The sequence below is a fragment of the Sandarakinorhabdus glacialis genome, assembly GCF_014643455.1.
In the GTDB taxonomy this organism is placed as follows: Bacteria; Pseudomonadota; Alphaproteobacteria; order Sphingomonadales; family Sphingomonadaceae; genus Sandarakinorhabdus; species Sandarakinorhabdus glacialis.
In genome coordinates, this window is record NZ_BMJM01000016.1 from 1 (window position 1) to 24,233 (window position 24,233).

Here is a 24,233-nt window from a genome sequence, read left to right on the forward strand (position 1 = left end):
TCTACCTCATCGCTGTCGTCGACTGGTTTAGCCGCCGGGTTTTGTCATGGCGGCTGTCGATCACACTGGAGACGGATTTTTGCATCGAGGCGTTAGAGGAAGCGCTGACGCGCTTCGGGGCGCCCGATATCTTCAATACCGACCAGGGCAGCTAGTTCACCAGCATGGCATTCACGTCGGTCCTGCACCGCGAGAAGATCGCGATCAGCATGGACGGCCGCGGCGCCTGGCGGGACAATGTGTTCGTCGAACGCCTTTGGCGATCGGTAAAATATGAGGAGGTTTACCTGCGAGCCTACGGATCGGTCAGCGAGGCCCGCGCATCGCTCGGCCGGTATCTGACTTTCTATAACGCCAGGCGCCCGCACTCGTCCCTTGACCGCAAGACCCCCGATCACGTCTACTTCAACCGACCGCTTCTCGCAGCGGCATGAAACCGGCAGCCGCTCCACTCAGCAATCGCGCGAGGCTGTGCAGATAAACCGAGCCATCTCTGCCCATGCGTTTCCCATGGGCCTGCATTGGGCCGAACTGGAAAACATGGGCATAGACCAAGACAGGCACTGTCGTGCGAAGGTGCAAAATATCGAGACTCCGCTCGCCGTTTAAGCCTATGATAAAACTGCATTTATCGGCAAAGCCTCGCGTGCGTGCGCGTAGCTGTCACCGGCGCCCCATATTTGCATCTCGAACACAGCCACTAAGAGCCGGTCGTAGGGGCAACTCCAGCGGCTAAATCGATGTACTTAGGGGCCAGCATCGGCGTTGCCATCCAGATGGCGAAAGCTGATGCAGTTCTCACGTCGGGTTTGCATAGCAGCGCTTACGTGAAGCATTCAAGGAAGCGCCCCCCGCCGCTGAGCGGTGGTCAAGTCTGGCTCGACATCGCGGTCGCTGCGTCCCTTGGGCACTACGCAGCGCAAGATCATGGAGCGAGCGTGGGCTGGGGAGCCACGCTTTTTGAGAGACTGCAACGCCCTGCCGATCCGCGTGGCCGACGCCGAAATCGCACGGCTCCGTGCGGCCAGGTTTGTAGAACGGAAGGTCACCGCCTCGACGACTTTTCGTGCCAAAACGTCCTCGCAACAGGAGGCGGAGTGGGCAAAGTTGTCTGCCGGAAACGCCCGCATTGCGCCGCGGGCCCGGGCGTTTATCGATTACCACCTCCGGATGACCCGATGACCTTGCCGTTTCACGAACTGCAGAAGCCTAAATAGTTGCTGGCTGGCGCACCCGCGCTCGCGCCGCCTCGCCAATATTCTCGCTCCAGCCGCAACGCTTTCCGATTACGTTCCCGCCCTGATTGTAGCGTGACAGCCCCAGCGCCGAAGCCGTCTCCCCTCCGACACCCTTCAGCAGGTACGTAACGACTGCCTCGAGATTTGGATAATAAATGCTCGGCGATGTCGTTGCCGCTCGCACTTTGCCGCCGATCCGTGACGTATGCAGCGCCCCCCTGCGATATGGCAGTCCGGTGACGCGGCAAAGCCACCGTCGTTGCCACCTCGTGACGACAGGCGCCGCATCTGGTGGGACGTGCATCAGGATATAGGCGTGCGCTCCCTTGCTCCCATCTCCGTCGTCGTCCTCCCGAACCCAGACGCATGCAAAAGGTAGGCAACGCGATGCCAACAATTGCCTGTGCAGCGTCATGAGGGCACCGACCGCCTTTGCCCCATCCCGGCGCGCGACACCCGATTTTTCGAGGTGCACCGTCAGGTGCCTGTTGAGCGGCATGCCCAAGCGCACGGCATGACAACACGCAGCGATGATGTTCTGGGCTTGTCGCAAGGTCAGGCAGTCGCTCTCGCGGTCGCTGCGGTTGCGGGCTCCACCCCAGGATCCATTGGTTGTCCCACCGATGCTCGCAGCGTCATGACCGACACTCTTCAATTTACCTGTAAGAGCAAAATCCGTGCCAGTTTCGGTAATTGGCGCATTATCGCCACTTAGGCGGGCGCGATCGACCTTCATCGTGGGCATGACGTGCCCCTCTATCGCAAGTTTCAAGATTACCGAGCAAAAGGAAGGCGCGGCCGTTTCCAACCGCGCCCTCGATCTGTCCATGGTTAGTAGCGCTGACCCGGCCCATCCGGCTCAAGGTAGCTGCCGATCGCCTCGTAAAGATCAGCCAGCCGACCCAAGGGCATCGTAACGCCCTGGCGGGTAGGTTTCAGGATGCCGTCACTGAGCCACCATTTGCGCCAGTTGAGGAAAGCGCGGCCGCCGTGATGCGCGACCTCGAGTCGCCAAACATCGCCGCGATGTGGTTGCTCGAAAAGCAAAACGCTAATCGGCTCGTTGGCCTCAGCCGCCGGGGAGCCGACCACATCTCCTGTTGAGCCGATTGTCGCGGAGGGGTACTCGGAATGTGCCTTGCTGCAGTAGCGGGCTACGTTTGGGGCGGGAGCCGTTGGCGCGGCTTCCCCCCTTTTCGACAAAGCATTGCCTTTCACAGTCACGCCTCCCCGCCCGTGGTGGGCAGACCATCGGCCCATGCCTTTGCATCGGTCTTTGCGATGCGGCTGGAGCGCCCAATCTTTGTGATCCGTATCTCGCCTGCGTTCACGGCGCGGTAGAGCGATGTCCGCCCCATCGAGAAGATGCGAAGAAACTCCGCGACGCTGTAGAAGCCTTCCATAAAGGTGGTCTCCCGGGCTTCCAGGGGTTTGGCTGGAACGACCCGGCAGTTGATCTAGGTCAGCAAACTATGATTCTGAAACACTTTCCAGTCACCCTATTTCCTGAATTTAGGTGACTTAATGGGCGTCCTTTTGGCGCCTATCGTAACTCTCCAACCACAGTGAAAATGGGTCAGTGCGAAATACGTCGTTTGCGGCCTGTTCCTCTGGCAAATCGAACATCGCAACTGAAGTTTGCCGAAACCTTTGGTGATCGGCCGCAACGTCTTTGAGCCACAAAAAGATTGTTTTTTTTGATACGCCGAACTTGATGACGGCATCCGCCATCGCAGCCTTCGGCGGGTGGCCGATGTCGACGCGGTCAAAGATGAAACGTGCGCAACTGGCCTTGAGCACGCGCCTAGCCTCCTGACCGGCTCGTGTACTGGCCGGGCCCTGTTTTGAACGAACCAAACGCAATCGTATCTTGCTTTTGTTGTTGTCCAAGGCGTTGGCTATGACGCGCAATGAATGCCGCCACACCCGTCCGTCCTTCTCCTCAGCGATATAGCGTAGCGCGGAAGCCAACCCGTTCTCGTCACAAGCTACGTCACGCGCGACGGCTTCGGAAAGCAAACCGGTGAGGTGGTCAACCTCGAAAACGACAAACTGGTACGCCTTGAAGTACTTCTCCCTATCACCAGCTTGGTGCTGCAAGCGTTGCCGCCTTTGCCGGTTGGTCTCGGTCATGCTACTTTGCCTATGACCAACAACGCGGTCGCGCAGTCGTAGTGATCGTGCCATGCCCTCATCATATGCCGGTTTAGATTCGGAACGCTGGCGTGCAGATGGCGGCGTCAGACTCGCGGGTGCGAGTGATATGCAATTCCGTTGCACTGCGCCGTCGCTGATGCGTTCTTAGCTTGCCACCAGAACGCTCGAAGTCGGCATTCCGGCCCTCAGCGGTCCTCTGACCAAACGGGAGCAGGCTGAGCGTCTTCGTGGACCCCGCAACGCGATTCTGAGAGCCGAGCATGGACCTCAACTCCACCCCCTGTTTTCCATACTCATTCCATACAGGCGCTACGGGGGGCCGCTAAGTCATTGTAAAATGGTGCACCCGACAGGATTCGAACCTGTGACCCCTGCCTTCGGAGGGCAGTACTCTATCCAGCTGAGCTACGGGTGCCCGAAGCGCGTGTTAGCAGCGCCGCCGGCGTTTTGCCAGCGCGTTCGACATCGTCATCTGGCCTGCGGCGCGATCGGCGTGAATGGCCCCAGCCCGCAACTGGCACCGCGCCTGATACCGCCGCCCTGCTGCAGCACCGTGATGATATCGACCGAGCAGAGCTGGCTGATCGACGTCGAGTAGGAAAAAGCCCGCTCGAAGCCCAGCTGCGGGCAGGAATTAGGCAACCGGTTCCGCAATGTCTCTCCGCCGCGCATGACGAAATCGATCGTCGAATCATCGATGACATTGGTCTGGCGGATATTCTGTATGTTGACGCACGACACCGGCACGCGCGTTGCCACCACCGGCGCCGGCGGCGTCCGCGGTCCCGATGCGCACCCGGCGAGAAGGATACCGGCAGCAAGGCATATTGCGCGCATCGGCGATTCCTCGGGCTTTGAAATGGGTCCGCAACACCGCCGCCCAATACACTGGCAACGCAAAGTTCACGGTTGAAAGCAACGCAACGATTACAGTCACTCAAGGACGCCATTTCGACTGAACGCGGTGTGAACCCCGGCATTACCCCGGCATAATCATGACCTTTTGGTCGAACCCACACAAATCCTCCACCGGGCAGGCATAACAGCGCGGCCGGCGGGCGATGCACACATACCGCCCATGCAAAATCAGCCAGTGATGCGCGTGCCGGCGATACGGCTTCGGCGTCCGCGCCATGATCCCTTCCTCGACGACCAGCACGTTCTTCCCCGGCGCCAGCCCGGTCCGGTTTGCCACCCGGAACACATGCGTGTCGACGGCGCAGGTTTCCTCGCCGAACACGACGTTGACGACGACGTTCGCGGTCTTGCGCCCCACCCCCGGCAGTGTCTCGAGCACGGCACGCTCGCGCGGCACCTCGCCGCCGAAATCGCGCAGCAACATCTCCGATAGCGCGATGACGTTGCGCGCCTTGGTGTTGAACAGCCCGATGGTGCGGATATGCGCCTTCAGCCCGTCCTCGCCCAGGGCGATCATCTGCGCCGGCGTCGTCACCGTCTCGAACAGCGCCCGGGTCGCCTTGTTGACCCCGACATCGGTGGCCTGCGCCGACAGCACCACCGCGACCAGCAGCGTATAGGCATTGACATAGGCCAGCTCGGTTTCGGGCGCCGGCATCGCCGCACTCAGCCGCCTGTAGAATTCGTCCACCTGGTCATCGGTCATGGCTGCGCTTTGAAGTCGCGGTGCATTCAAAGTCCAGTCCAAAGCGAATAGCATGGCCGAATGCCGCCGGTCCTCGATCTCACCCTGACGCCGAACCGCTCGCTATCCACGCGCCACATGCGCTGGGTGGTCGGCAGCGTCGGCGGCGTCTTCCTGGTCTCGGGCCTGCGTTTTCTCGCCCTCGGGGCCTGGCCGATCCTGCCGTTCCTGTTCCTCGACGTCGCGCTGTTGTGGTGGGCCTTTCGCGCCAGCACCGCCTCCGGCCGCGGCCACGAGCGCGTCGTCCTGGCCGATGACGCTCTCACCCTCCACCGGGTCAGCCCGCAAGGGACCGAGAAACGCTTCGGTTTCGAACCCTTTTTCACCCGCGTGCAGATCGAGGAGACCGCGCTCGGTGACGCCCATGTCTACCTCGCCGCCCGCGGCCGACGGGTCAGCGTCGGCAGCTTCCTCAGCGCCCCCGAACGCCGCCAGGTCGGCGCCGCCATCGCCGCCGCCCTAACACACTACCGCTCCTGATCTACCCTCTCCCGTTGACGCGAAGGCGTCGCCTCCGGCTGAGGGAGAGGGCGACTCAGCGACTTCGCTGAGCGGGGAGAGGGGGCCTTCCCCTACATCCCCAAAACATCATCCATCGAATACCGCCCAGCCGGCTTGCCCGCCAACCACACCGCCGCCTTCAACGCCCCGCGCGCAAAAATCTCGCGCCCCTCTGCCAGATGCCGAAGCTCGATCCGCTCGCCCTCGCCGGCAAACAACACCGTGTGATCCCCCGCCGCACTTCCCCCGCGCAGCGACGCAAAGCCGATATGCCCGGTCATCCGCGCGCCCGTAATTCCGTCGCGCCCCCGATCCGAAACCTTGTCAAGCTTGACCCCGCGCCCGGTCGCCGCCGCCGCGCCCAGCGCCAATGCCGTCCCCGATGGCGCATCGACCTTGAAGCGGTGGTGCAGTTCCGAAATCTCGATGTCCCAATCCGGCCCCAGCGCCCGCGCCGCCTCGGTTACCAGCCGCGCCAGCAAGGCCACGCCCAGGCTGGTATTCGCCGCCTGCAGGATCGGGACCGATTTCGCCGCCCGGTCGATCATCGCATGATGGTGCGGCTCGAGCCCGGTGGTACCGATCACCATCGCCGCATTGCCCTCGCACGCCGAATCGAGCGTCGCCTCTAGCGCCGCCGCCGCCGAAAAATCGATCAGCACGTCACTGGCATAGGCAATCGGGCCATGGTTCGAACAAAAGGTCAGCTGCGGTGGAAACGGCGGCCCGATCGGCGTGCCGACCAGATGGTGTCCCGCATGCTCGATCGCCCCGACCAGTTTCAAAGTCGGCTGCGCGCCGATGGCGGCAATCAACGCCTGCCCCATGCGCCCGCCCGCGCCGAGAATACCGATCTTGATCGCCGCCTTTGCCATGCGGGCGGTGTGCACCCGCCGCCTGCACGGCGCAAGCGCACACAAGCCTGCCGATAACGACGCCGCCCTATACAAAAGCTGCGCACCAACCCCCGAAGACCCCACCCCGCTGCCGAGCGAAGTCGAGGCACGCCCGCCGATCCAGGCGCAGCCCTCAATCGACCCCGGGATTTAGCGGTGCCGGATCACTCGCCGGAAAACTCTCGTCCATCGCCTGGTCCCGCCGCGACCAGGGCCCGTCATGGCTCGGATCCCCGGCATCGCGCACCTCGGGCGTCGGCGGCGCCACGGCTGGCGGTTCCTCGCTGGCGATCGCCGCCTCGACCATCCGCGACCAGACCGCGACATCGCCTACGGCCGCCATCGCCGCATCAGGCTCGCGCAGGACCCTCAGCACGGCCATCGCCTGCTCGATCCGATTGGGCCATTCGGCCTCGACTTCCGGCGATGCCGATGGATCGACGCCACCGGCGTTTAGCGATAATCGCCAGGCCGCCAGCACGCGTGCCACGCGCTCGACTGCCGAAGTGGTTGCCGGATGATCGATCATCGATATTGTCCTGTTCCGAAGGTCAGCGATCCTGGTCGCCGGAGGTGTTGCTGTTGCCCGTGCCGGCGCCCGTGCCAGCGCCGCCGGGTGCGGCAGGGGCCGTCACCGCATCGGTCGTGTTCGGCTCGATCGTTCCCGGCACCACCGTGCCGCCGGCCATCGACCCCGGGTTCATCGAGGTCCCGTCTGCTGCTGAACCGGGCGCCATCTCCGGGGCCGCCGCGGCGCCGGTCTGCGCGTTCGACATCGGCGCTGTCGTCATCGCTCCCATATCCGTGCCGGTCGCGGCAGTAGACCCCGCCTCATCCTGAGCCTTGGACCCGCAGGCGGCCAGCGCCAGGCACAGTGGCACCACCGCCACCATTGCCATCTGCCGACCGATTTTCGCGTTACGCATTGCCGATCTCCCTCGCCGCGCCGTCCAGCCGTGACGGCCATGTAACCGGCGAACGGGATGCGGGTTCCGCCGGACAGCGCGATAGCCTGCCGCAGCGGGGCTCGCTACAAGTCAGGCCATGACCGGCAAACCCGACCCCCGCATCCGCAACATCGTCATCCTCACCGGCGCCGGCGTTTCCGCCGAATCGGGCGTGCCCACCTTCCGCGGCCCCGACGGCCTGTGGGAAGGCCACCGCGTCGAGGACGTCGCCCTACCCGAGGCCTTCCGCCGCAACCCGCTGCTCGTCCAACGCTTCTACGACGAGCGCCGCGCCGCGCTATCCCGCGTCGAACCCAATGCCGCCCACCTCGCGCTGGCCCGCCTCGACGCCGAATGGAGCGGCGCGCTTTTGCTGGTCACCCAGAATGTCGACGACCTTCACGAGCGCGCCGGCTCGAAGCGCCTGCTCCACATGCACGGCGAACTGAAGCGCGCGCTCTGCACCGGATGCGGCGCTGCCTCGCCGTGGAGTGCCGACCTGTCCGGCGCGCCGGCGTGCCCGCGCTGCGCCGCCGCCGCGCTCCGCCCCGACATCGTCTGGTTCGGCGAGATGCCATATCACATGGACATCATCGAGGCCGCGATCGACGCCTGCGACCTGTTCGTCTCGATCGGCACCTCGGGCGCCGTCTATCCCGCCGCCGGTTTCGTCGACCACGCCCGCAGTTGCGGCGCCCGGACTCTCGAGCTCAACCTCGACCGCTCGGCCGGCACCCCGATGTTCGGCGAAGTCCGCCACGGCCCCGCCGGAGCCCTCGTTCCCGAATTCGTCGCTGAAATGCTCGGCTGAATCTTACGCATCGGCCCAAACATACCGCCGACATGCCGCGATTGTCCCGTTCCCTGGCGCAAACCAGCCTGCCGCATACCCGGCACGCACCGGCGGCACGCCCCGCAACACCTCGAAATCCCCGCAAATCGCCCTATGCGTGGGCCGGACGGATCACCGGCAACACCAGATGGACCCACAGCAACGCCGCCAGATATCCCGACGCCGCAATCGCGAACATCGGCCAATAACCGACGCCATTATCGAGACTCCACCCGGTCAACTCATTCATCCCCAGCCCGGTCAAATTGCCCGCCACCGCCCCCGCCGCCATCACGCTCGCGACCCGCGCCTGCGGCACGATATCCGCCGCCATGCCGAAGATATTTGTCGAAAATCCCTGGTGGGCAAACAGCGCCAGCCCGATCAGCAGCGCCGCCGTCCACTGGTTATCCGCCTGCAATGCCAACGGGATAGGCAGGATGAGCACGGCATAGAACAGCATCGAAGCCTTGCGCGCGCGGTTCACTGACAGTCCTCGGTCGAGCAGTCGCGGGAACAGCGCCCCCGACGTCAGCGCGCCCAAGGCTGCCATGGTGAAGATGATCGCAATCGGCGCGCCGATCTCGGCCTGACTCAGCCCGAACACCCGGCCAAAAAGATCGGGCGTCCAGAACAATAAAAACCACCATACACAATCGGTTAGTGCCTTCGCCCCGATCACCGCCCAGCTCCGTCGATCCTTGAGCAAGACGCCCCATTTGGCATCCAGCCGCGACGGCGGCGCAGCATCGACCGGCACCAGCCGCTTCGTCCCGAAATACCAGAACGCCAGCCACACGAACCCCAGCGCACCCGTCACGATGAACGCCGATTTCCACCCGAACGCCAGCGCCAGCGGCGGGATCAGCAGCGGCGTCAGGATCGCGCCGATATTGGGCGCGGTATTGATCAGCCCCAACCCGAAAGATCGTTCTTTCAGAGGCAGATAGGTCGCCGCCGCCTTGACCGCGGCCGGCGTGTTCACCGATTCCGCCACCGCCAGGATGCTGCGCGCCGCAACGAATTGCCCGACGCTCGCCGCTGCCGCATGGCCCATCCCGGCCAGGCTCCACACCCCGACCGCGACGCCATAGGCAACCCGCACCCCGAAGCGATCGACGAACCAGCCGACGAACAACAGCGCCACGATCGTCGAGATATTCACCGCCGACCCAAAATGCGCGAACTCCTGGTTGGTCCAGCCGAATTCGGCCTCCAAAGTCGGTTTCAACAGCGCCAGCACCTGCCGATCGACATAATTCAGCGCCGTGCCGACAAACAACAGCCCGACCAGCCACCGCCGACTTCCTGTGCCTTCATCGCCCGTCGCCATCCATCCCCCCTCCGACACGCCGCACTATCGCACCAAATCCGGCCCCCGTCTCGAACGGCTGTCCTACACGGCCTTGATACGCTATCCTGCCTCGACAAGACGCACTGAAAGAACCGTCTTTTGGACGATCCCTCAGCAACGAATAAGGAATTTTGGTGCCGGAAGAGGACTCGAAGATGAACCCTAATACGCTCAAAGTATTGCATTTAATATAAGTTCTTTGGGAATATGCCCCCACATATGCCCCCAAGCTCGGCTGGTAAGGCAGAAAACCTTGGGGTCAAGCATCGCCAAGTCGCAACATTAACCCTGCCGTCACCGCGCTGCAATGATCATCCAGCGTGTGATATCGTGCCCAAGCTTGGTCATAGGTACGCTGCCACATGCCTTTCGGCCTTGGGGGCAGTCCGGCGCCAAAGCCTTCACGCCCGCCAAGCTGGCGTTGCATGCGGAACATGGCTTCAAAGCACCGGTCATCCGCTCTCATGCGTTGGGATCGATGCGCCAGCCCCCAAGCCTTGGCGCATGCAAACCTGTCGCCGCCGGGCGGCAAATATAGCTTCAGCGCTCGCCGGGTGCGAAAGGGGCAGAGCAGCCACCATCGCCGGCCGCCCAAGTGCGGCTTGCTGTGAATCAGCGTCACACGCTGAATGACTGATTCCTGTGTAGCGCCGCTGCCCCGTGAATAGCACAGTTCCAGGGCCGCGTTGTTAAGGTCCGACATGTCGGCTGTATAACCAATCGAACCGGCTGGCTGATCACCGTGTTGCCAGCTCAGTCCGCCACGGATCACATGTCCTTCACGAGCACGGCCGGTGCGCAGCATCCACCCGATATCGATCCGCAGGCAGTCATCTGCCAGCGGCCGCCCGCCCGATCGCCCTGATCCAAATCCGCCCACTAGTGGAACATAGCAGAAACGAAGCCGTCTTGTTAGATATAAGGTGCGCTCAATGGACTGCGATATGCTTCTCTTGAGTTCGGAACTGAGCGCACCAGTTGCCGCACGTCTTCGGCCTTCAAATCCAGCATAAGGGTACTGCCATCGACTTCCGCAACGGCTTGGATGCGCCCAAACTTTGATCCATGCTTCTCGGCATAGTTGGCGAGGCCCCTGAGCTTTGACGCCCCATCAGCAAGGAAGTCCCCGTGCGGGTCGATAATGTCCGCTATAACTGCACCGCTCGCATCCACGCTGAAAAACAGGAAGTCAGGTCGCAGAATCAGAGTGTCCCCGGCATAGTCATAGGCAATGCCAAGCGAATCCTGACTTGTGCGCGACGGGTTACGATACCAGCCAATGCGCCCATCCCGCTGCATCTCGACAGCCTGTACCTTTGTTTCCAGCCCGTTCAATTCATCCGGGCACATAGCTTCGGCATCGCAAAGCAGATGATCAGGAAAGCGCGGCAAGTCGGTTTCGGTCCCGGCCTCAAGCGCCTTGGTCGGCTGGAGCCGTGAAGTCGGCTTCGCCAGCCGCACATCGAACGGTGTGGCGCTCAGCTCGCTTATCTCCCGATAGGCATCGCGGCGCTTGTCGGTGAGCAGCGCAATTGCCGTCTGGTATTCGGTCAGCCATTCATTGGCCAAGGCTTCCGCAGCTTGCTCCAGCCGCACCTTGACCGCATCGATCAGTCCCAGTGCGGCAATATCGGTGTGAGCATCAATAAGCGCATCTTCGAAGTCGTCGGTTTCCTCATTCTGCGCTGCCAGATGACCGCTATAGCTCGTCGCCAGATCGGGACTGATAATCCGCCCCGCCCGCCGATAGGCATCTTCGATCACGGCATAGTCAGCCGATTCCACAAACGCATCGAAGCTCGTCCCGCCGGTCGCAATGTCAGCGACCAGTGTTTGCCCTTCGACCGTGAGCACGTCGGCCCGCGCCGTCGCAATCTCGCCCGCCAGATCGACGCGTAGCCCGTCCAGCACCTTGTGCATCGCTGCGTGAGCCTTCTTGCCCGCGTTCGGCAAAAGCCCATCATGCGCCAGCTCGTGCGCCAGAGCGGTAAGCCGTTTCACCGGGCGCGCGGTCTTCTTGGGCAGGGATTGGGAAGGCAGGGAAACAAATTTGTCCCATAGTGCTTCCGGCATCGCAGGGTTAGGGAAAAGCTCAACCGGCTGGATCAGCACGCGGCGCAGCGGCGTATCGCCTTCAGCTTCATTGCCCAGCATAAGCGCATCGGCCACAGCCTTTACGGTAGCCTTGTCGAACCGGGGTAAAAGGCAATCGACCGCGTTAAGCTGATCATTGCCGGGAATGCGCCGTGCCAGGGGCGAGCGCACCATTCGGCCCAAAAGCTGCGTGATATGCGTCCGGTCGCTCGCCGCCCGGAATGAAACCATGACTTCGGCGCGCGGGCAATCCCAGCCGGTGCTGATCGCATCCTTGGCAATCAGGATGCGCACGCCATCGCGTTCCTGCACCCGCTCCGGCTCTATGTAGGGGACGGAGTAGCTCCCGAATTGTTCCGTGCGGTGCTCGCCCAGCACGTTGGCAACGCAGTCTTGTGGCAAGTCCGGCCAGGTCTCGAAGATGGTATCAATCCAGCGCCCAATCTCATTGGGATCGGGATTGTTCGGCACCTGAAGCACCATGAGCGGCTGGACTGTTTCTCCCTGCCCCTGATCAGCGCTATATTCGGCCCACGCTTTCGTCATGGCGCGCAGCCGCTCCGTCCCGCGGCGCAAGAGCACAGTTGCGAAGTCGCCAATCTCATCGGGCACGTCCAGCTTAATCGTATCTTTGATCAAACCGCTGTCCTGCACCTTCTTGGAATCCACAACGACATTGCGAAGCGTGTCGTGTCGCTTCATTCCCTCGATGGCATCATTGAAGCGTTTTACCGTCGCGGAAATACCCCAAACGATGGGAATGCCGGGGACGGTGCCGGTGCCGTTAATTAGCTGCTTCACAATCGTCGGCTTGCCGCGCTCGCCCGTATTGCCACCATCGCGCATCCCGCGGTGAGCCTCATCAAGCACCAGGTAAAGCGTCAAGTCCGGGTCTTCGATTGTGTTCTGGATCGTCTGCCAGATCGTATGCGCGCGCAAATCGGGCATGAGCGTTTCGCCCGTAGCGGTCTTTTCCAACCCCTCATCGTCGGGATCGTGCCCGCGCACCAGCAGGCTCTTCTTGCCCAGCTTCTGCGTGTTGAGGAAATACACCTTCCCCGGCTCGAACTTCTCCCGGCTGAAGGTGTTTTCGACCGTCACCAGATCAGAGACCGTGAGCTTGTCCGCAGCCTGAAACAGCCGCCACTTGGATTGCTCATTTAATGAAGGATCATCGCTGAACCAGATCACGACCGCGCCGGAATCGGCCTCGAAATCGTGTTCGTCATTACCATAGAACAAGGCTTCGAACACAGCCGCCGCCATGACAGTCTTGCCCGCGCCTGTTGTGGCGGTGAGCGAAAAGGCGTGCGAATCCTTGTCTTCGTGCCAGCGTTTCCGCGCCTTCTTCATCCGGTCGAGTACTTCGGCAACCGCCTCGTCCTGATAATCTTTCAGCGTGAACTTCATGGCTCAGCGCCCCATCGAAAAACGGAAGTTGGCAAGATACGATTCATATAGCCGCACCGGCTCGACCGCGTCTGGCAATTGCCGCACGACCGATTGGAAGCGCCGCTCATCATCGGTGACGATATAGGCAAAGCGGATGCTGTCCTTGCCGTGGATCGCTTCGGCAAAGGGTGCCGCCTGATCCAGATCAGTCATCAGGCCATAGCAATCGGCCACGCTCCAGCCGCCTTCCGGCAGGGTCTCAATGCGGCTTCCCTCGCTCCCGGCGCGCATCCACAGCAGTGGGGCGATGCGCTCGAACGCGCGATTATGGCTGACTGCGACCGGGGTTTCATAGGTGAGCGTGAGAAACTCGGCATTTTCCGCGAATCCACTAAGCATTGGGAACTCGTCGGTGAATTTGTAATCGCCCCTGATCGGCTGACCTTCAGGGGTTTGACCCGTGATCGCAGCGTTGATCCGGGGCTTGGTGATGTAATCGCAAATGCCCCATTGCTCCCATTCGGGATCGCCGGGACGAAAGCCATCGATGCGCAGCAGAGCGTGTTCGTCAGCACCAACTTCATTGTTGGTAATGGAGATACATTGCCGCCTGCCATCGTCCTGTTTGTTTAGGCGCATTACTGCGTGAGCAGTTGTCCCAGACCCCGAGAAGAAGTCTAAAACAATTGCCTTCGGTTTGTGCGAAACCGCGAATCGGAGCGCATCCTCAACGGCGTATAAGGATTTTGGAAATGGAAAGCGGCGGCCCCCGAGCAACGCCGTCAGCATATTGGTGCCTCCAGTCTCGGCATTATGCGACCGCATATTCCAGACCCGCTTTGGAGACCTTCCAACGCTTGCATCTGCGGCAACATGACCCTCAACAGACCCATCAGGCGCGTGCCCAGTTAGAGCTATCTCGCCGGATCGTATGCGCGCAATCACACCCGTCTGAAGATATTTGATCGAGCACGTTCGATTGGCTGGCCTCCAGCTAGTCGCCTTTACGAAGCCTTCAGACCAGTTTCTCCTCAAAACGTCCGGGGTGAGCCCCCAAAGCATCTCTGTGCCATCCGGTTTTAGTGGCCAGATAGCGATCGTCCCTTCAGGGGAGACAATCGTATTGCGATCAACATCTGGAGTGATGGGTTCGCCAATCGAATGTACGTGCCCAGTATTCTCGTCCACGAATATTGGATAAAATTGGTTTGGCCGCGCGGCCCGAACACTTGTAGGCTCTCGTCTTCTCAACAAGAGCCATTCGATAGGCTGAACCGCACCATCTAGGTCTCGAATGTCCTCATCACCGGGAGAGGGTAGCATATTGGTTGTCCACCACTGGACACGCGCAGCGCCAAAAAACACGTAAAAGATATGTTCTTCGACGCGGGAGAATCTGCCGGGGCGAACGGCCCCCTTTGCACTGATGATGCTCGTGATCATATTCATATCACCATCAGGGAACACCTGCTCCAGAAGCATCCCCAGTCGAAGATATTCCTTCTCGTCAATCGATACGATCAGAACCGATTCAACGGGATTGAGTAGCTCCCTCGCAACGAGAAGCCGCCGCTCCATCATCGCAAGCCACTTAGAATGACGATACTGATCGTCGCCTTCCACGTAATCGTTGTTGTATTTCCAATCCCTTGCGCCGGTGTTGTATGGCGGGTCGATATAGATCGCATCCACCTTGCCGCGATGGGTGAAGGTCAGCGCCTCCAGCGCATGAAAATTTTCGCCATTGATCACGGTGTGAAACGGCTTGTCACCGCCGCGTTCGACCTTCCCTGTGCTGACAAGGCCGGGATAGATATAATCCCGAAATTCAGCCACCACGCACAGATCGGCAACCGGCGCTTGCGTCCGCTCCGGCTTATCGGTGTAGAGCAGGGACAGGCTGGCGACGCGCTCCGCACCCTTGCCCGCAAGGCTCGCCACCTTCCAAAGCCGGTGATCGCCCTTCTTGGTCGATCCACGTTCGGGGAGGATGCGCACCTTGTCACCCTTACGTATGGGGCGACCGGGAAGCTCAACATTCTCAGGCCGGTGCCGCTCGAAATTGAGGCCGAACGCGCGGCGCGAAGACAGCGCCCGAAACTCTCGCTCCAGCTCCCGCCCCAGATCGGAATCCTTGGCCTTGGCCTTGGCAATTAGATCAGTCAGACGCGACATGGCACACCGCCTGCTCGATTTCGCATTTATGCTGTGCCCCCTGCCATTCGCCAGCATCCTTACGGGCCAACCCGCCAAGCGCCAAGATTTTCCGAAATTATAAGCAATCTTGCCACGTGGCGGCTGGTGGAGCGCGCCGTCGCTGCCAGACCGCCAGCTGCTTGCTGATGAACCAGACTTGCAAACGTTTGGGGAGCGACCATAACCGTGTCGCTGCCCTGAGAGGGGCGGTGAGGCTTCGAAACCTCGAACGCAGAGCACCGGTCACGACATCGTGGCCGGGTGGCGGGCGCGCATGTCCAAGGCCTTTCGGGGCCCAAAGGCGTCCGCGCCTTGCGCTCTGCCGAGGTTTCGAACACCCGGCTTGTCGCCGGAGCCTCCTTCACAGACGTGGCAATTTGATATTGCCATCTTCTAGGGGGAAATATCATGAAACTGATTGCGATATCACTTAGCGCAATGGCGGTGCTGTCAGGGTGTGCCCACACGTCAAAGGGCTATCGAGAGCAAGCGCCACGGCTGGAACTGTTTTCGGACAAAGCCCCGCAAACCGTACTGGGCTGCATCAACGAAAAATGGCAGCGTGACGGGAGAGCGACGCAGTATACACCCCTCCCTACCGGGGGCACGGTGTCGGTTGATATTGGTACAATATTGATTTCGTTCGGAAACCTGCTGATGCTCGTCGATGCGGAAACGGTTGAGAGGAAAACTCGTGTCCGATTTTATAGAATGAGCGGGCTGGGGGCGAACGATTATCGCGACGTCGAATTACAGATCAAAACTTGCACCGAGAGCGGGAGCTGACTTTGCGCACAAGCAAGACGCATCCTTTGCAGATCGCCGAAGTCTGCGCAGCGCCGGGCTATGGCAAAGTCGGCATCACATTCTGCCCAGGGAAAAAGCAGCCAGGCGCCATGACCGGCGGCTGGGACCGCGACCTAGGTATCGATCTCGATGCCGTTGCCGACTGGGGCGCCGCGGCCGTCGTGTCGCTAATCGAAGACCATGAGTTGAAGGCGCTTCATGTCGCGGAGCTCGGAAAGATGACGCGACAGCGACACATGACATGGTTCCACATGCCGATACGCGATGTGTCGGTTCCCGACGCCCAGTTCGAATTAGCGTGGCGTGATGCAGCGGAAGGGCTGCGCGCGCGCCTTCGCGACGGCTTCAACGTGCTTGTGCATTGCAAGGGTGGCCTTGGCCGAGCGGGCACAGTGGGCGCCCGTTTGTTAATCGAGCTTGGCATGTCGCCCGCATCTGCAATTTCAGCGGTTCGAGCGGCCCGACCGGGCGCAATAGAGACCAATGCTCAGGAAACCTATGTCAGGGCGCTACAAGCGGCGCCTGAGGCCTTTCCAGATACTTCCGGGGTAGGAGTGCAGGATCGCGCAGCTGGCGCCTTGCTAGGGCTTGCTGCGGGCGATGCCGTGGGCACCACACTGGAGTTCAAACCAAGGGATCGTTACCCCCAGCTGACCGATATGATCGGCGGCGGGCCGTTTGGCCTGAAAGCTGGCGAATGGACCGATGACACCGCCATGGCACTGGCGCTTGCAGACTCACTCTTTGACAAGTCCAATCTTGATGAAGCTGACTTAATGCGTCGGTTCGTTCAATGGCGACAGGACGGCGTCTATTCCTGCACTGGTCACTGTTTTGACATCGGAATGACGACTTCAGCCGCCTTGTCGCGTTGGCAAAAGACGGGCGATCCTGTTGCCGGTTCAACCGAGCCCAACACCGCTGGGAATGGCAGCCTCATGCGCCTGTCACCCGTTGCAATCCGGTTCTTCAAAGATCGTCCACGGCTTCGTGATGTCGCAGCCCGACAAAGCCGTACGACACACGCGGCGCCTGAAGCTGTTGATGCATGCGTGGCTTTTGCAGACGCTCTGGCTGACGCGATCGAGGGGCGACCCAGGACAGAAGTCATGCGCAGCCGTGGGGACGGTATGTCGGGCTCGATTGCAACCATAATGGCCGGATCGTGGCGCGGAAGGGCTCGGCCGAAAGTCAAAGCGTCAGGCTATGTCGCGCATTCATTGGAGGCGTCGATGTGGTCGGTCGGTCGAGCAGGAAGCTATCAGGAAGCTGTGCTGCTGGCCGCCAATTTGGGCGATGATGCCGACACGACTGCCGCGATCACCGGTCAGCTTGCCGGCGCCTTGTACGGGGTTACTGGAATCCCGGAAGGGTGGTTAGACAAACTTGCCTGGCGACCGCGGATTTGGGGAATGGCTAAAGCACTACTGAGCGACGATTGATCGAGCGCCAAGATTTTCCGAAATTATAAGCAATCTTGCCACATGACGGCTGGCGGTGTGCGCCGTCGCTGCCACACACCCAGCCGCTTGCCTATGACAATGCTGGCTTCACCCCGCCGTGGAAGGCCCAGGGAAGCGCCCGTGGCGTGATCGCAGCCCTTCAGCATATACTTCAACTTTCGTTTCAGATTGGCTTCATGCAAGGGCGACACGCCCGGCTGTGCGCCCGCGCCGTGTATCCGCTGGCATTGCATCACCCCTGCAACATATTGGCCAGGGAGCAGCGCCTTTGCCCATTCCAGCGGCTTGGTCCGAAACAACGGGTCAAGTTCGGCTGGCATATGCAACAGGATATGCACATGCGCTCCATTTTTGCGGCTGTTCTCCTGCACCCATGACCATGCCAGCCTATACCCGTTCAATCGCAGCCAATCCGCGATGCGCTTGATAAATGCCCCTGTAAGACGGGCATTACAGCTCGCATCCGCCCCGCCAAGCTGCCACAGGATGGTGATAAACCGGTTGAACGGCAGCCCGGCCGCCTTGGCACGGTGTGATGCATCGATCAGCAACCAGCATTGCCTCGCAGTCAGATGGCGTGACTTCCGCAGGGCGCTGTTACGCGCGCCGCCTCGCCCTGAAGGTCGCTGGCCTGTCACTGTTGATCGCAAGTCCTACCCTGTGCTTGGCAGGGGGCACATGCAGCCCCTTGAAATACCACGCATGCGCCGCTGTAAGGCGATATGACGGGGCACCCTGTGGGACAGATGCTCGCAAGTTTCAAAACCCGGTCAGGTGACGCGGCGAATCAGGACTTGGGCAATGCATCAAACCAAAGCTTGGCGTCGCATTCCGCAATCCGCGTGGCTCGGCCAATCTTGCGAAATGCCAACCGGCCGGTGTTATGCTCCCGGTATACGGTCGAACGCGCAACGCCGAAGCGCCGCGTAAATTCCTTAATAGTCATGAGCCGGTCCATTTTGTGCCTCCTGAAGCGCCTTGATGGTTCCGGTTATCTCTGGGAACAGGCGGCGAACAGATGGCAAATCTTAACGCGATTTTATCATGATTCAACGGGCGGGCATTTCATCATGCCACAGGCGACTAATCTATTATGCCGGCAGTCCAAGCACGGAGAGAAGTCTCGCCATCGGGATTGCCGTTGGGTGCCTTCCCGCAAGCTTAGCAATTTCCGCAATAGTCATTTCGGCGGGGGGCTCGCCGAGTTTATCTCGGTATCGAGCTAGCGCACCCTTTTTAGTTTCAGCAGGATACGAAACTAAATTCTGAAATCTGTTATCGTGAGCGATCAGCGCTTCGCCAGCGCGAAAATAATCAGCGTGCGGCCGGTAATTTTCGCTCTTTTTCCATGCGGCGCTCAAATAAGATGTCACCCGGTGCTTGGCAAGTTTTCCCATAATACGACGGTGTGTGGACGCGCGGCTCTGTCCAGGATATTTTTCGGCAAAGTCTTCCGCGATAGCATTATTTTTGCGAAGTTCTTCGGGGATTTTGCCATCTAGCCAAGCATCCGCATCCGCTTGGACATAAGGTGCAAGTAGCGGCCAATCTGGTTCGACCTTTCGTCCGACCCGACCTTTGCAAAGCTTGGTTGCCGCGCAACGAACGGCCGCTTTGCCGTGCCGCTTGATCAAGGCTTGCAGCTCGGCTTCCACAAGCAGCTGTTCCGGTGATGCGCCAGATGCGCCTTGCAGATTGGTCATGGCGTTTCGTCCGTCCCTTTCACGTCACGGTTTTTGCGCACGCAGCTGATCCAGATAATCACTCCACCATTTCGCCATCTTCACGCGTTCATCCCAGTATTGCCCGCGATGATACGCACCGCGTGTCGCATCACTATCACCATGCGCCAGCGCCCGTTCAATGGCATCGGGGTGCCACCGCCCGCTCTGGTTCAACAGTGTAGATGCAGTGGATCGCAAGCCATGGCCGGTCACTTCGTCATTTCCAAAGCCCATTCGCCGGAACGCGGCATTTACTGTGTTTTCGCTCATCGGCTTCAGCCGGGTCTGCATGGATGGGAACAGATAGGGCCAGCTGCCCGTCAGGTCGCGCAGCTCATCGATCATGCCCAAAACTTGGCTCGATAGCGGCACAGAATGCGGCCGGCGCGCTTTCATCTTGCCAGCCGGTATCTGCCAGATCGCGTTTTCGATATCGAATTCGACCCATTCAGCGTGTCGCAGTTCGCCCGGCCGCACGAACACATGCGGCGCTATTCGCAACGCTAGCAGGGTCACCGGACTACCGTTGAAGCCGTCAATGGCCCGCAGCAGCGCGCCAAGCTTCTCAGGCTCCAGAATGGCCGCGTGATGCTTCACCTTGGGGGAAATCAGCCCGCCCTTCAGCAAGGCCGCAGGATCAGCCTTTGCGCGATCCGTCGCCACAGCGAACCGAAACACCCGGCTGGCGAACGCGCGCACCCGGCGCGCAGTTTCGTGATGACCCTTGCGCTCTAGCTGTTTCAGCGGGGCGAGGATTTCCGAAGGCTCGATATCTACAATAGGCCGACGCCCGATTGCGGGGCGTAGCAGGTCAAGAAACCAGCGCGCCTTGATCAGTGTCGCATCGGATTTGCCTTCTCCCTCCAGCTTTGTGGCAATGAATTCCTCGGCAATGACCGCAAAGCTGTTGTCAGCATTGAGCTTAGCTTGAAGCTTTTCCCGCTTGCGTGCCATCGCTGGATCACGGTCCTCGGCAAGCATGGCACGCGCTTCATCCCGTTTGCGCCGCGCTGTCGCCAGCGACACTTCAGGATATGCCCCCAAAGCTAGCCGCTTCTCCAGGCCGGCGTGCCGATATTTGAAACGCCATAGCTTCGATGCGTTCGGGCATACTTCGATATACAGCCCCTTCTCATCAGCTCGCCGAAACGGCTTGGCAGCTGGCCGAAAAGCCCTGATTTCTGTGTCTTTTAGCGCCATATGGGGGCATCACCTGCACATGATTGCCCGCCATGCCCCCTGATATGCCCCCAAAGCTTGCGGATTGTAGGGGCATCGCGTGGGACAAACGGGCACTTCCAGAACCGGAATGTGCACGTTTCTCCATCGTTTGTCGATACTTAGGGGGTCACCCTGATACAGGTGACTGGTGCCCGGAAGAGGACTCGAACCTCCACGCCCTTACGAGCGCTAGCACCTGAAGCTAGTGCGTCTACCAATTCCGCCATCCGGGCACGGGGTAGGAGGGGGCGGTTACGGGCCAGCGAACGCCTTGTCAATCACAACCGCTGTTTTGCGCCGCGACAGCATCGAATGCCTGCGCTAAAGGGCCGCCATGACTGAAATCCATTCCGTACTCGCTCCTGATTCCCTTGTCACCGTCGTCGGTGGCTCGGGATTCCTGGGCAAATACATCGTCCAGCGTCTCGCCGAGCGCGGGCACCGCGTCCGTGTCGCGGTCCGCCACCCCGAACGCGCCTTGTTCCTGAAACCGCTCGGCGGCCTTGGCCAGATCCAGATCGTCCGCGGCGACATCAAGTCGGATGCATCGATGGCCGCAGCCTTCGAAGGCGCCGCCGCCGGGGTCAATCTGGTCGGTATCCTCGATCAGAAATCCGGCCAGACTTTCAAGGCTGTCCAGGCCGAAGGTGCCGGCCGCGCCGCCCGTGCCGCCGCTGCTGCCGGCATCGGCCATTATGTGCAGGTGTCCGCGATCGGCGCCGACGCGGGGTCGCCGGTCCCCTACGCCCGCACCAAGGCCGAAGGCGAGGCTGCCGTCCTGGCCGCCATCCCGACCGCCGTCATCCTGCGTCCCAGCCTTGTCGTCGGCCGCGAGGACCAGTTCCTCAACCGTTTCGCCGCCATGGCACGCACGGCACCGGTGCTGCCCGTCATCGCGGGCAACACCCGCTTCCAGCCGGTCTATGTCCTCGATGTCGCCGCTGCCGCCGTCGCCGCGCTCTCCAGCAGCGAAGCCGCTGGCCGAACCTTCGAGCTCGGCGGCCCGGATGTCCTCAGCTTCCGCGCCATCCTGCAGATGATCAACCGCGAAACCCGCCACGGCCGCAGGCTGGTGGAGGTTCCTGCCGGGATCGCAAAGCTAATGGCCCGGCTCGGCGATATCCTGCCGTTCGTGCCGATGACATCGGACCAGCTCGCCATGCTGCAGAACGACAATATCGTCGGCGCCAATAGCCTCGGGCTGGCCGATCTCGGCATCACGCCGACCCCGATGGCAGCGTTCGCCCCCGCCATGCTCGAACGCTTCCGCCCCAGCGGCCGCTTCAACCGCGAAGAAATCGCGGCCTGAAGCCCGGGGCTTCGACTGACAGGGTGCTGATTTAATGGAACAAAGCCTGTTCGACGTGATCCTGCTCGGGATCATCGAAGGTCTCACCGAATTCCTGCCGGTTTCCTCGACCGGGCATTTGATCCTCGCCAGCGAGCTGCTCGGCTTCAAGGGCGAGGCCGAACTGGCGTTCAAGATCGCCATCCAGCTCGGTGCCATCCTGGCTGTCGTCGTGGCCTACCGGCAGCGCTTTGCCAACGTCATCGCCGGCCTCGCCCACCGCGATCCCCAGGCCATCGCCTTCACGCGCAACATCTTTCTCGGCTTCGTGCCGGCGATGGTCATTGGCGTGTTCGCCTATGAAACCATCAAGATCATGCTCGAATCGCCGTTGACCGTCGCCATCGCGCTGATCGTCGGCGGCATCGCCATCCTTGTCATCGAGCGCATGGCCCATACCGCCCGCTATCCCAGTGTCGAGGCCATTCCCGGCGAGACCGCACTCTTCATCGGCATCGGCCAGTGCCTCGCCATGATCCCCGGCGTTTCGCGGTCGGGCGCCACCATAATGGGCGGCCTGCTGGCCGGCGTCGAACGCAAGACCGCCGCCGAATACAGCTTCTTCCTCGCTGTCCCGACGATGACCGCGGCAACAGCCTATGCGCTCTACAAGAACCGCGACTCGCTTGCCATGAGCGACCTGACCGCCATCGGCATCGGCTTTACCGTTGCATTCCTGGTCGCCCTTGCCGTCGTGAAGGGCTTCGTGGCCATCGTCGGCCGCTACGGTTTTGCACCTTTTGCCTGGTACCGAATCGTCGTCGGATCAACTGCCTTGGTGATGTTGCTCAGCCGTTAACAAGTCATATAAGGCCGAATCGGCCGTAATAATGTGTGTCCTGAGCGTGATTAAATTATACTATGGCGTAATTAGGTCAACAAAGCTGTCCCATCGACGATTATTCGCGTGACTCGCACTAGCATCGTCGCTACGCAAAGCGTCGAAAGGGGCGGTAGCCATGGCCGATACGAAGATGCTCAAGTTCACCGATCGGACGCAGGCCTACCCGGCCAAGCGTGCTGCCGACGAGCGCACCAGCGACTTCCTCGAAATCGCGCGCCCCTACATCATCGCCAAGGCCGAGGAGCAGGCCGCGCGCTGCTCACAATGCGGCGTGCCATTCTGCCAGGTCCATTGCCCGCTTCACAACAACATCCCCGACTGGCTCAAGCTGACCGCCGAAGGCCGGCTCGAGGAAGCCTATGAACTTTCCGCAGCGACCAGCACGATGCCCGAGATCTGCGGACGCATTTGCCCGCAGGACCGCCTCTGCGAAGGCAATTGCGTCATCGAAAAGGACTTCGGCAGCGTCACCATCGGCTCGGTCGAAAAATTCATCACCGACACCGCCTGGGAAAACGGCTGGGTCAAGCCGGTGCGCATCGTCGCCGATCGCTCGTCGCAGTCGGTCGGCATCATCGGCGCCGGCCCCGCCGGGCTAAGCACCGCCGAATACCTCCGCGTCAAGGGCTACGAGGTCCATGTCTATGATCGCTACGACCGCGCCGGCGGCTTGCTTACCTATGGCATCCCCGGTTTCAAGCTGGAAAAGTTCGTCGTCATGCGCCGCGTCGAGCGCCTGCGCGAAGCCGGCATCGTCTTTCACCAGGATTTCGAAGTCGGCCGCGACGCCAGCCTCGCCGAACTCCGCAATCGCCACGATGCGCTGCTGGTCGCCACCGGCGTCTACAAGCCGCGAAGTGTCGATGTCCCGGGCGCCGATACCGCGGGCGTCGTCGAGGCACTCGATTTCCTGACGGCCTCTAACCGCGCCGGTTTCGGCGACACCGTGCCAAACGCCGCCGGCTTCGACGCTGCGGGCAAGCATGTCGTCGTCATCGGCGGCGGCGACACCGCTATGGATTGCGTCCGCACCGCAATTCGGCAGGGAGCTGCCAGCGTCAAATGCCTGTATCGCCGCGACCGCGCCAACATGCCCGGCTCGATCCGCGAAGTCACCCACGCCGAGGAGGAAGGCGTCGAGTTTGTCTGGCTCGCCGCGCCCGCATCGATTTCGGGCGGCGAAGTCCGCGCCACGCGGATGCGCCTCGGCCAGGCCGGCCCCGATGGCCGCCGCGCGCCTGAAATCGACCCCAGCGCCGAATTCACCGCCCGTGCTGATCTCGTCATTAAGGCGCTTGGCTTCGATGCGGAGGATTTGCCCGGCCTGTTCGGCGCTCCCGACCTCGGCGTCACCCGCTGGGGCACGCTGCGCATCGATCACAAGACGATGATGACCTCGCTGCCCGGCGTGTTCGCCGCCGGCGACATCGTCCGCGGCGCCAGCCTGGTCGTCTGGGCAGTGCGCGACGGGCGTGACGTGGCCACGCATATGCATCAATATCTGCGCGCCAATGCCGCCGCCACGGCGCGCGCGGCCTGACCTGCCAGGAGACTGT

24 protein-coding genes, 2 tRNA genes and 1 pseudogene are annotated in these 24,233 nt (G+C 61.3%); 8 read left to right on the forward strand and 19 right to left on the reverse strand.

Going from position 1 to position 24,233, the window contains the following annotated elements:
* Positions 1-434, forward strand: a pseudogene (locus IEW98_RS15000) (transposase); the annotation flags it as partial.
* 775 nt (positions 435-1,209) lie between these two features.
* Here the strand turns inward: IEW98_RS15000 and IEW98_RS15005 are convergent.
* The 7 genes from IEW98_RS15005 to nth all read right to left on the reverse strand — a co-directional run bounded on the left by IEW98_RS15005 (position 1,210) and on the right by nth (position 5,019).
* The gene (locus tag IEW98_RS15005; RefSeq protein WP_188764172.1) at positions 1,210-1,983 is read right to left on the reverse strand and encodes a hypothetical protein; all 774 of its coding nucleotides are present in this window, start codon (positions 1,981-1,983) and stop codon (positions 1,210-1,212) included.
* 86 nt (positions 1,984-2,069) lie between these two features.
* Positions 2,070-2,330, reverse strand: coding sequence for a PC4/YdbC family ssDNA-binding protein (locus IEW98_RS15010; protein ID WP_188764174.1), 261 nt, complete (start codon positions 2,328-2,330; stop codon positions 2,070-2,072).
* A 128-nt stretch (positions 2,331-2,458) separates the two neighbouring features.
* The gene (locus IEW98_RS15015; RefSeq protein WP_188764176.1) at positions 2,459-2,641 is read right to left on the reverse strand and encodes a helix-turn-helix domain-containing protein; all 183 of its coding nucleotides are present in this window, start codon (positions 2,639-2,641) and stop codon (positions 2,459-2,461) included.
* Between the two features lie 118 nt (positions 2,642-2,759).
* Positions 2,760-3,371 (reverse strand): hypothetical protein, encoded by a 612-nt coding sequence (locus IEW98_RS15020; RefSeq protein ID WP_188764178.1) that lies wholly within the window; start codon positions 3,369-3,371, stop codon positions 2,760-2,762.
* Positions 3,372-3,733: 362 nt separating this feature from the next.
* Positions 3,734-3,810 (reverse strand) — tRNA-Arg (locus IEW98_RS15025).
* A gap of 53 nt (positions 3,811-3,863) precedes the next feature.
* The gene (locus IEW98_RS15030) at positions 3,864-4,232 is read right to left on the reverse strand and encodes a hypothetical protein (RefSeq protein ID WP_188764180.1); all 369 of its coding nucleotides are present in this window, start codon (positions 4,230-4,232) and stop codon (positions 3,864-3,866) included.
* Between the two features lie 142 nt (positions 4,233-4,374).
* Positions 4,375-5,019: an endonuclease III gene (gene nth / locus IEW98_RS15035; protein ID WP_188764182.1), complete on the reverse strand. Its 645-nt coding sequence runs from the start codon at positions 5,017-5,019 to the stop codon at positions 4,375-4,377.
* Positions 5,020-5,079: 60 nt separating this feature from the next.
* Here nth and IEW98_RS15040 point away from each other — a divergent pair, with 60 nt between their 5' ends.
* Positions 5,080-5,538 (forward strand): DUF2244 domain-containing protein, encoded by a 459-nt coding sequence (locus IEW98_RS15040; RefSeq protein WP_188764183.1) that lies wholly within the window; start codon positions 5,080-5,082, stop codon positions 5,536-5,538.
* 92 nt (positions 5,539-5,630) lie between these two features.
* Here IEW98_RS15040 and dapB read toward each other — a convergent pair whose 3' ends face one another.
* From dapB to IEW98_RS15055, 3 genes are all read right to left on the reverse strand, one after another.
* On the reverse strand, positions 5,631-6,434 hold the full coding sequence (gene dapB / locus IEW98_RS15045; RefSeq protein WP_188764237.1) for a 4-hydroxy-tetrahydrodipicolinate reductase: 804 nt from the start codon (positions 6,432-6,434) through the stop codon (positions 5,631-5,633).
* Between the two features lie 154 nt (positions 6,435-6,588).
* A complete protein-coding gene (locus IEW98_RS16830; RefSeq protein ID WP_308785511.1) occupies positions 6,589-6,984 on the reverse strand; it encodes a hypothetical protein in 396 nt (131 codons plus the stop codon).
* Between the two features lie 22 nt (positions 6,985-7,006).
* A complete protein-coding gene (locus tag IEW98_RS15055) occupies positions 7,007-7,381 on the reverse strand; it encodes a hypothetical protein (protein WP_188764185.1) in 375 nt (124 codons plus the stop codon).
* Positions 7,382-7,499: 118 nt separating this feature from the next.
* Here IEW98_RS15055 and IEW98_RS15060 point away from each other — a divergent pair, with 118 nt between their 5' ends.
* A complete protein-coding gene (locus tag IEW98_RS15060) occupies positions 7,500-8,213 on the forward strand; it encodes an NAD-dependent deacylase (RefSeq protein WP_188764187.1) in 714 nt (237 codons plus the stop codon).
* 133 nt (positions 8,214-8,346) lie between these two features.
* On the opposite strand, the gene IEW98_RS15065 is transcribed toward IEW98_RS15060, so the two are convergent.
* The 4 genes from IEW98_RS15065 to IEW98_RS15080 form a co-directional block, all read right to left on the reverse strand.
* Positions 8,347-9,567, reverse strand: coding sequence for an MFS transporter (locus IEW98_RS15065; protein WP_188764189.1), 1,221 nt, complete (start codon positions 9,565-9,567; stop codon positions 8,347-8,349).
* A gap of 280 nt (positions 9,568-9,847) precedes the next feature.
* Complete coding sequence (locus IEW98_RS15070; RefSeq protein ID WP_188764191.1) at positions 9,848-10,393, reverse strand: hypothetical protein; 546 nt, start codon at positions 10,391-10,393, stop codon at positions 9,848-9,850.
* A gap of 107 nt (positions 10,394-10,500) precedes the next feature.
* On the reverse strand, positions 10,501-13,092 hold the full coding sequence (locus tag IEW98_RS15075; protein ID WP_188764194.1) for a DEAD/DEAH box helicase: 2,592 nt from the start codon (positions 13,090-13,092) through the stop codon (positions 10,501-10,503).
* A 3-nt stretch (positions 13,093-13,095) separates the two neighbouring features.
* On the reverse strand, positions 13,096-15,249 hold the full coding sequence (locus tag IEW98_RS15080; RefSeq protein ID WP_188764196.1) for a site-specific DNA-methyltransferase: 2,154 nt from the start codon (positions 15,247-15,249) through the stop codon (positions 13,096-13,098).
* 429 nt (positions 15,250-15,678) lie between these two features.
* Between IEW98_RS15080 and IEW98_RS15085 the strand changes: the two genes are divergently transcribed.
* Both IEW98_RS15085 and IEW98_RS15090 read left to right on the forward strand, forming a co-directional pair.
* Positions 15,679-16,056 carry a hypothetical protein gene (locus IEW98_RS15085; protein WP_188764198.1) on the forward strand — a complete coding sequence of 126 codons (378 nt, stop codon included), beginning with the start codon at positions 15,679-15,681 and terminating at the stop codon, positions 16,054-16,056.
* Positions 16,057-16,082: 26 nt separating this feature from the next.
* Positions 16,083-17,519, forward strand: a complete 1,437-nt coding sequence (locus IEW98_RS15090) for an ADP-ribosylglycohydrolase family protein (RefSeq protein WP_243450810.1) — start codon at positions 16,083-16,085, stop codon at positions 17,517-17,519.
* 23 nt (positions 17,520-17,542) lie between these two features.
* Here IEW98_RS15090 and IEW98_RS15095 read toward each other — a convergent pair whose 3' ends face one another.
* From IEW98_RS15095 to IEW98_RS15115, 5 genes are all read right to left on the reverse strand, one after another.
* Positions 17,543-18,091, reverse strand: coding sequence for a hypothetical protein (locus tag IEW98_RS15095; protein ID WP_188764202.1), 549 nt, complete (start codon positions 18,089-18,091; stop codon positions 17,543-17,545).
* Between the two features lie 236 nt (positions 18,092-18,327).
* Positions 18,328-18,498 (reverse strand): helix-turn-helix domain-containing protein, encoded by a 171-nt coding sequence (locus tag IEW98_RS15100; protein ID WP_188764204.1) that lies wholly within the window; start codon positions 18,496-18,498, stop codon positions 18,328-18,330.
* A gap of 133 nt (positions 18,499-18,631) precedes the next feature.
* Complete coding sequence (locus tag IEW98_RS15105; protein WP_188764206.1) at positions 18,632-19,243, reverse strand: hypothetical protein; 612 nt, start codon at positions 19,241-19,243, stop codon at positions 18,632-18,634.
* 24 nt (positions 19,244-19,267) lie between these two features.
* The gene (locus IEW98_RS15110) at positions 19,268-20,464 is read right to left on the reverse strand and encodes a tyrosine-type recombinase/integrase (protein WP_188764209.1); all 1,197 of its coding nucleotides are present in this window, start codon (positions 20,462-20,464) and stop codon (positions 19,268-19,270) included.
* Positions 20,465-20,631: 167 nt separating this feature from the next.
* Positions 20,632-20,718 (reverse strand) — tRNA-Leu (locus IEW98_RS15115).
* A gap of 101 nt (positions 20,719-20,819) precedes the next feature.
* On the opposite strand from IEW98_RS15115, the gene IEW98_RS15120 reads away from it, so the two are divergent.
* The 3 genes from IEW98_RS15120 to IEW98_RS15130 all read left to right on the forward strand — a co-directional run bounded on the left by IEW98_RS15120 (position 20,820) and on the right by IEW98_RS15130 (position 24,217).
* Positions 20,820-21,794 carry a complex I NDUFA9 subunit family protein gene (locus IEW98_RS15120; RefSeq protein ID WP_188764211.1) on the forward strand — a complete coding sequence of 325 codons (975 nt, stop codon included), beginning with the start codon at positions 20,820-20,822 and terminating at the stop codon, positions 21,792-21,794.
* Positions 21,795-21,828: 34 nt separating this feature from the next.
* Positions 21,829-22,632: an undecaprenyl-diphosphate phosphatase gene (locus tag IEW98_RS15125; RefSeq protein WP_188764213.1), complete on the forward strand. Its 804-nt coding sequence runs from the start codon at positions 21,829-21,831 to the stop codon at positions 22,630-22,632.
* Between the two features lie 160 nt (positions 22,633-22,792).
* Entirely contained in the window at positions 22,793-24,217 is a 1,425-nt protein-coding gene (locus IEW98_RS15130; protein WP_188764215.1) for an NAD(P)-dependent oxidoreductase, read from the forward strand.
* The last annotated feature ends 16 nt before the right edge of the window (positions 24,218-24,233 follow it).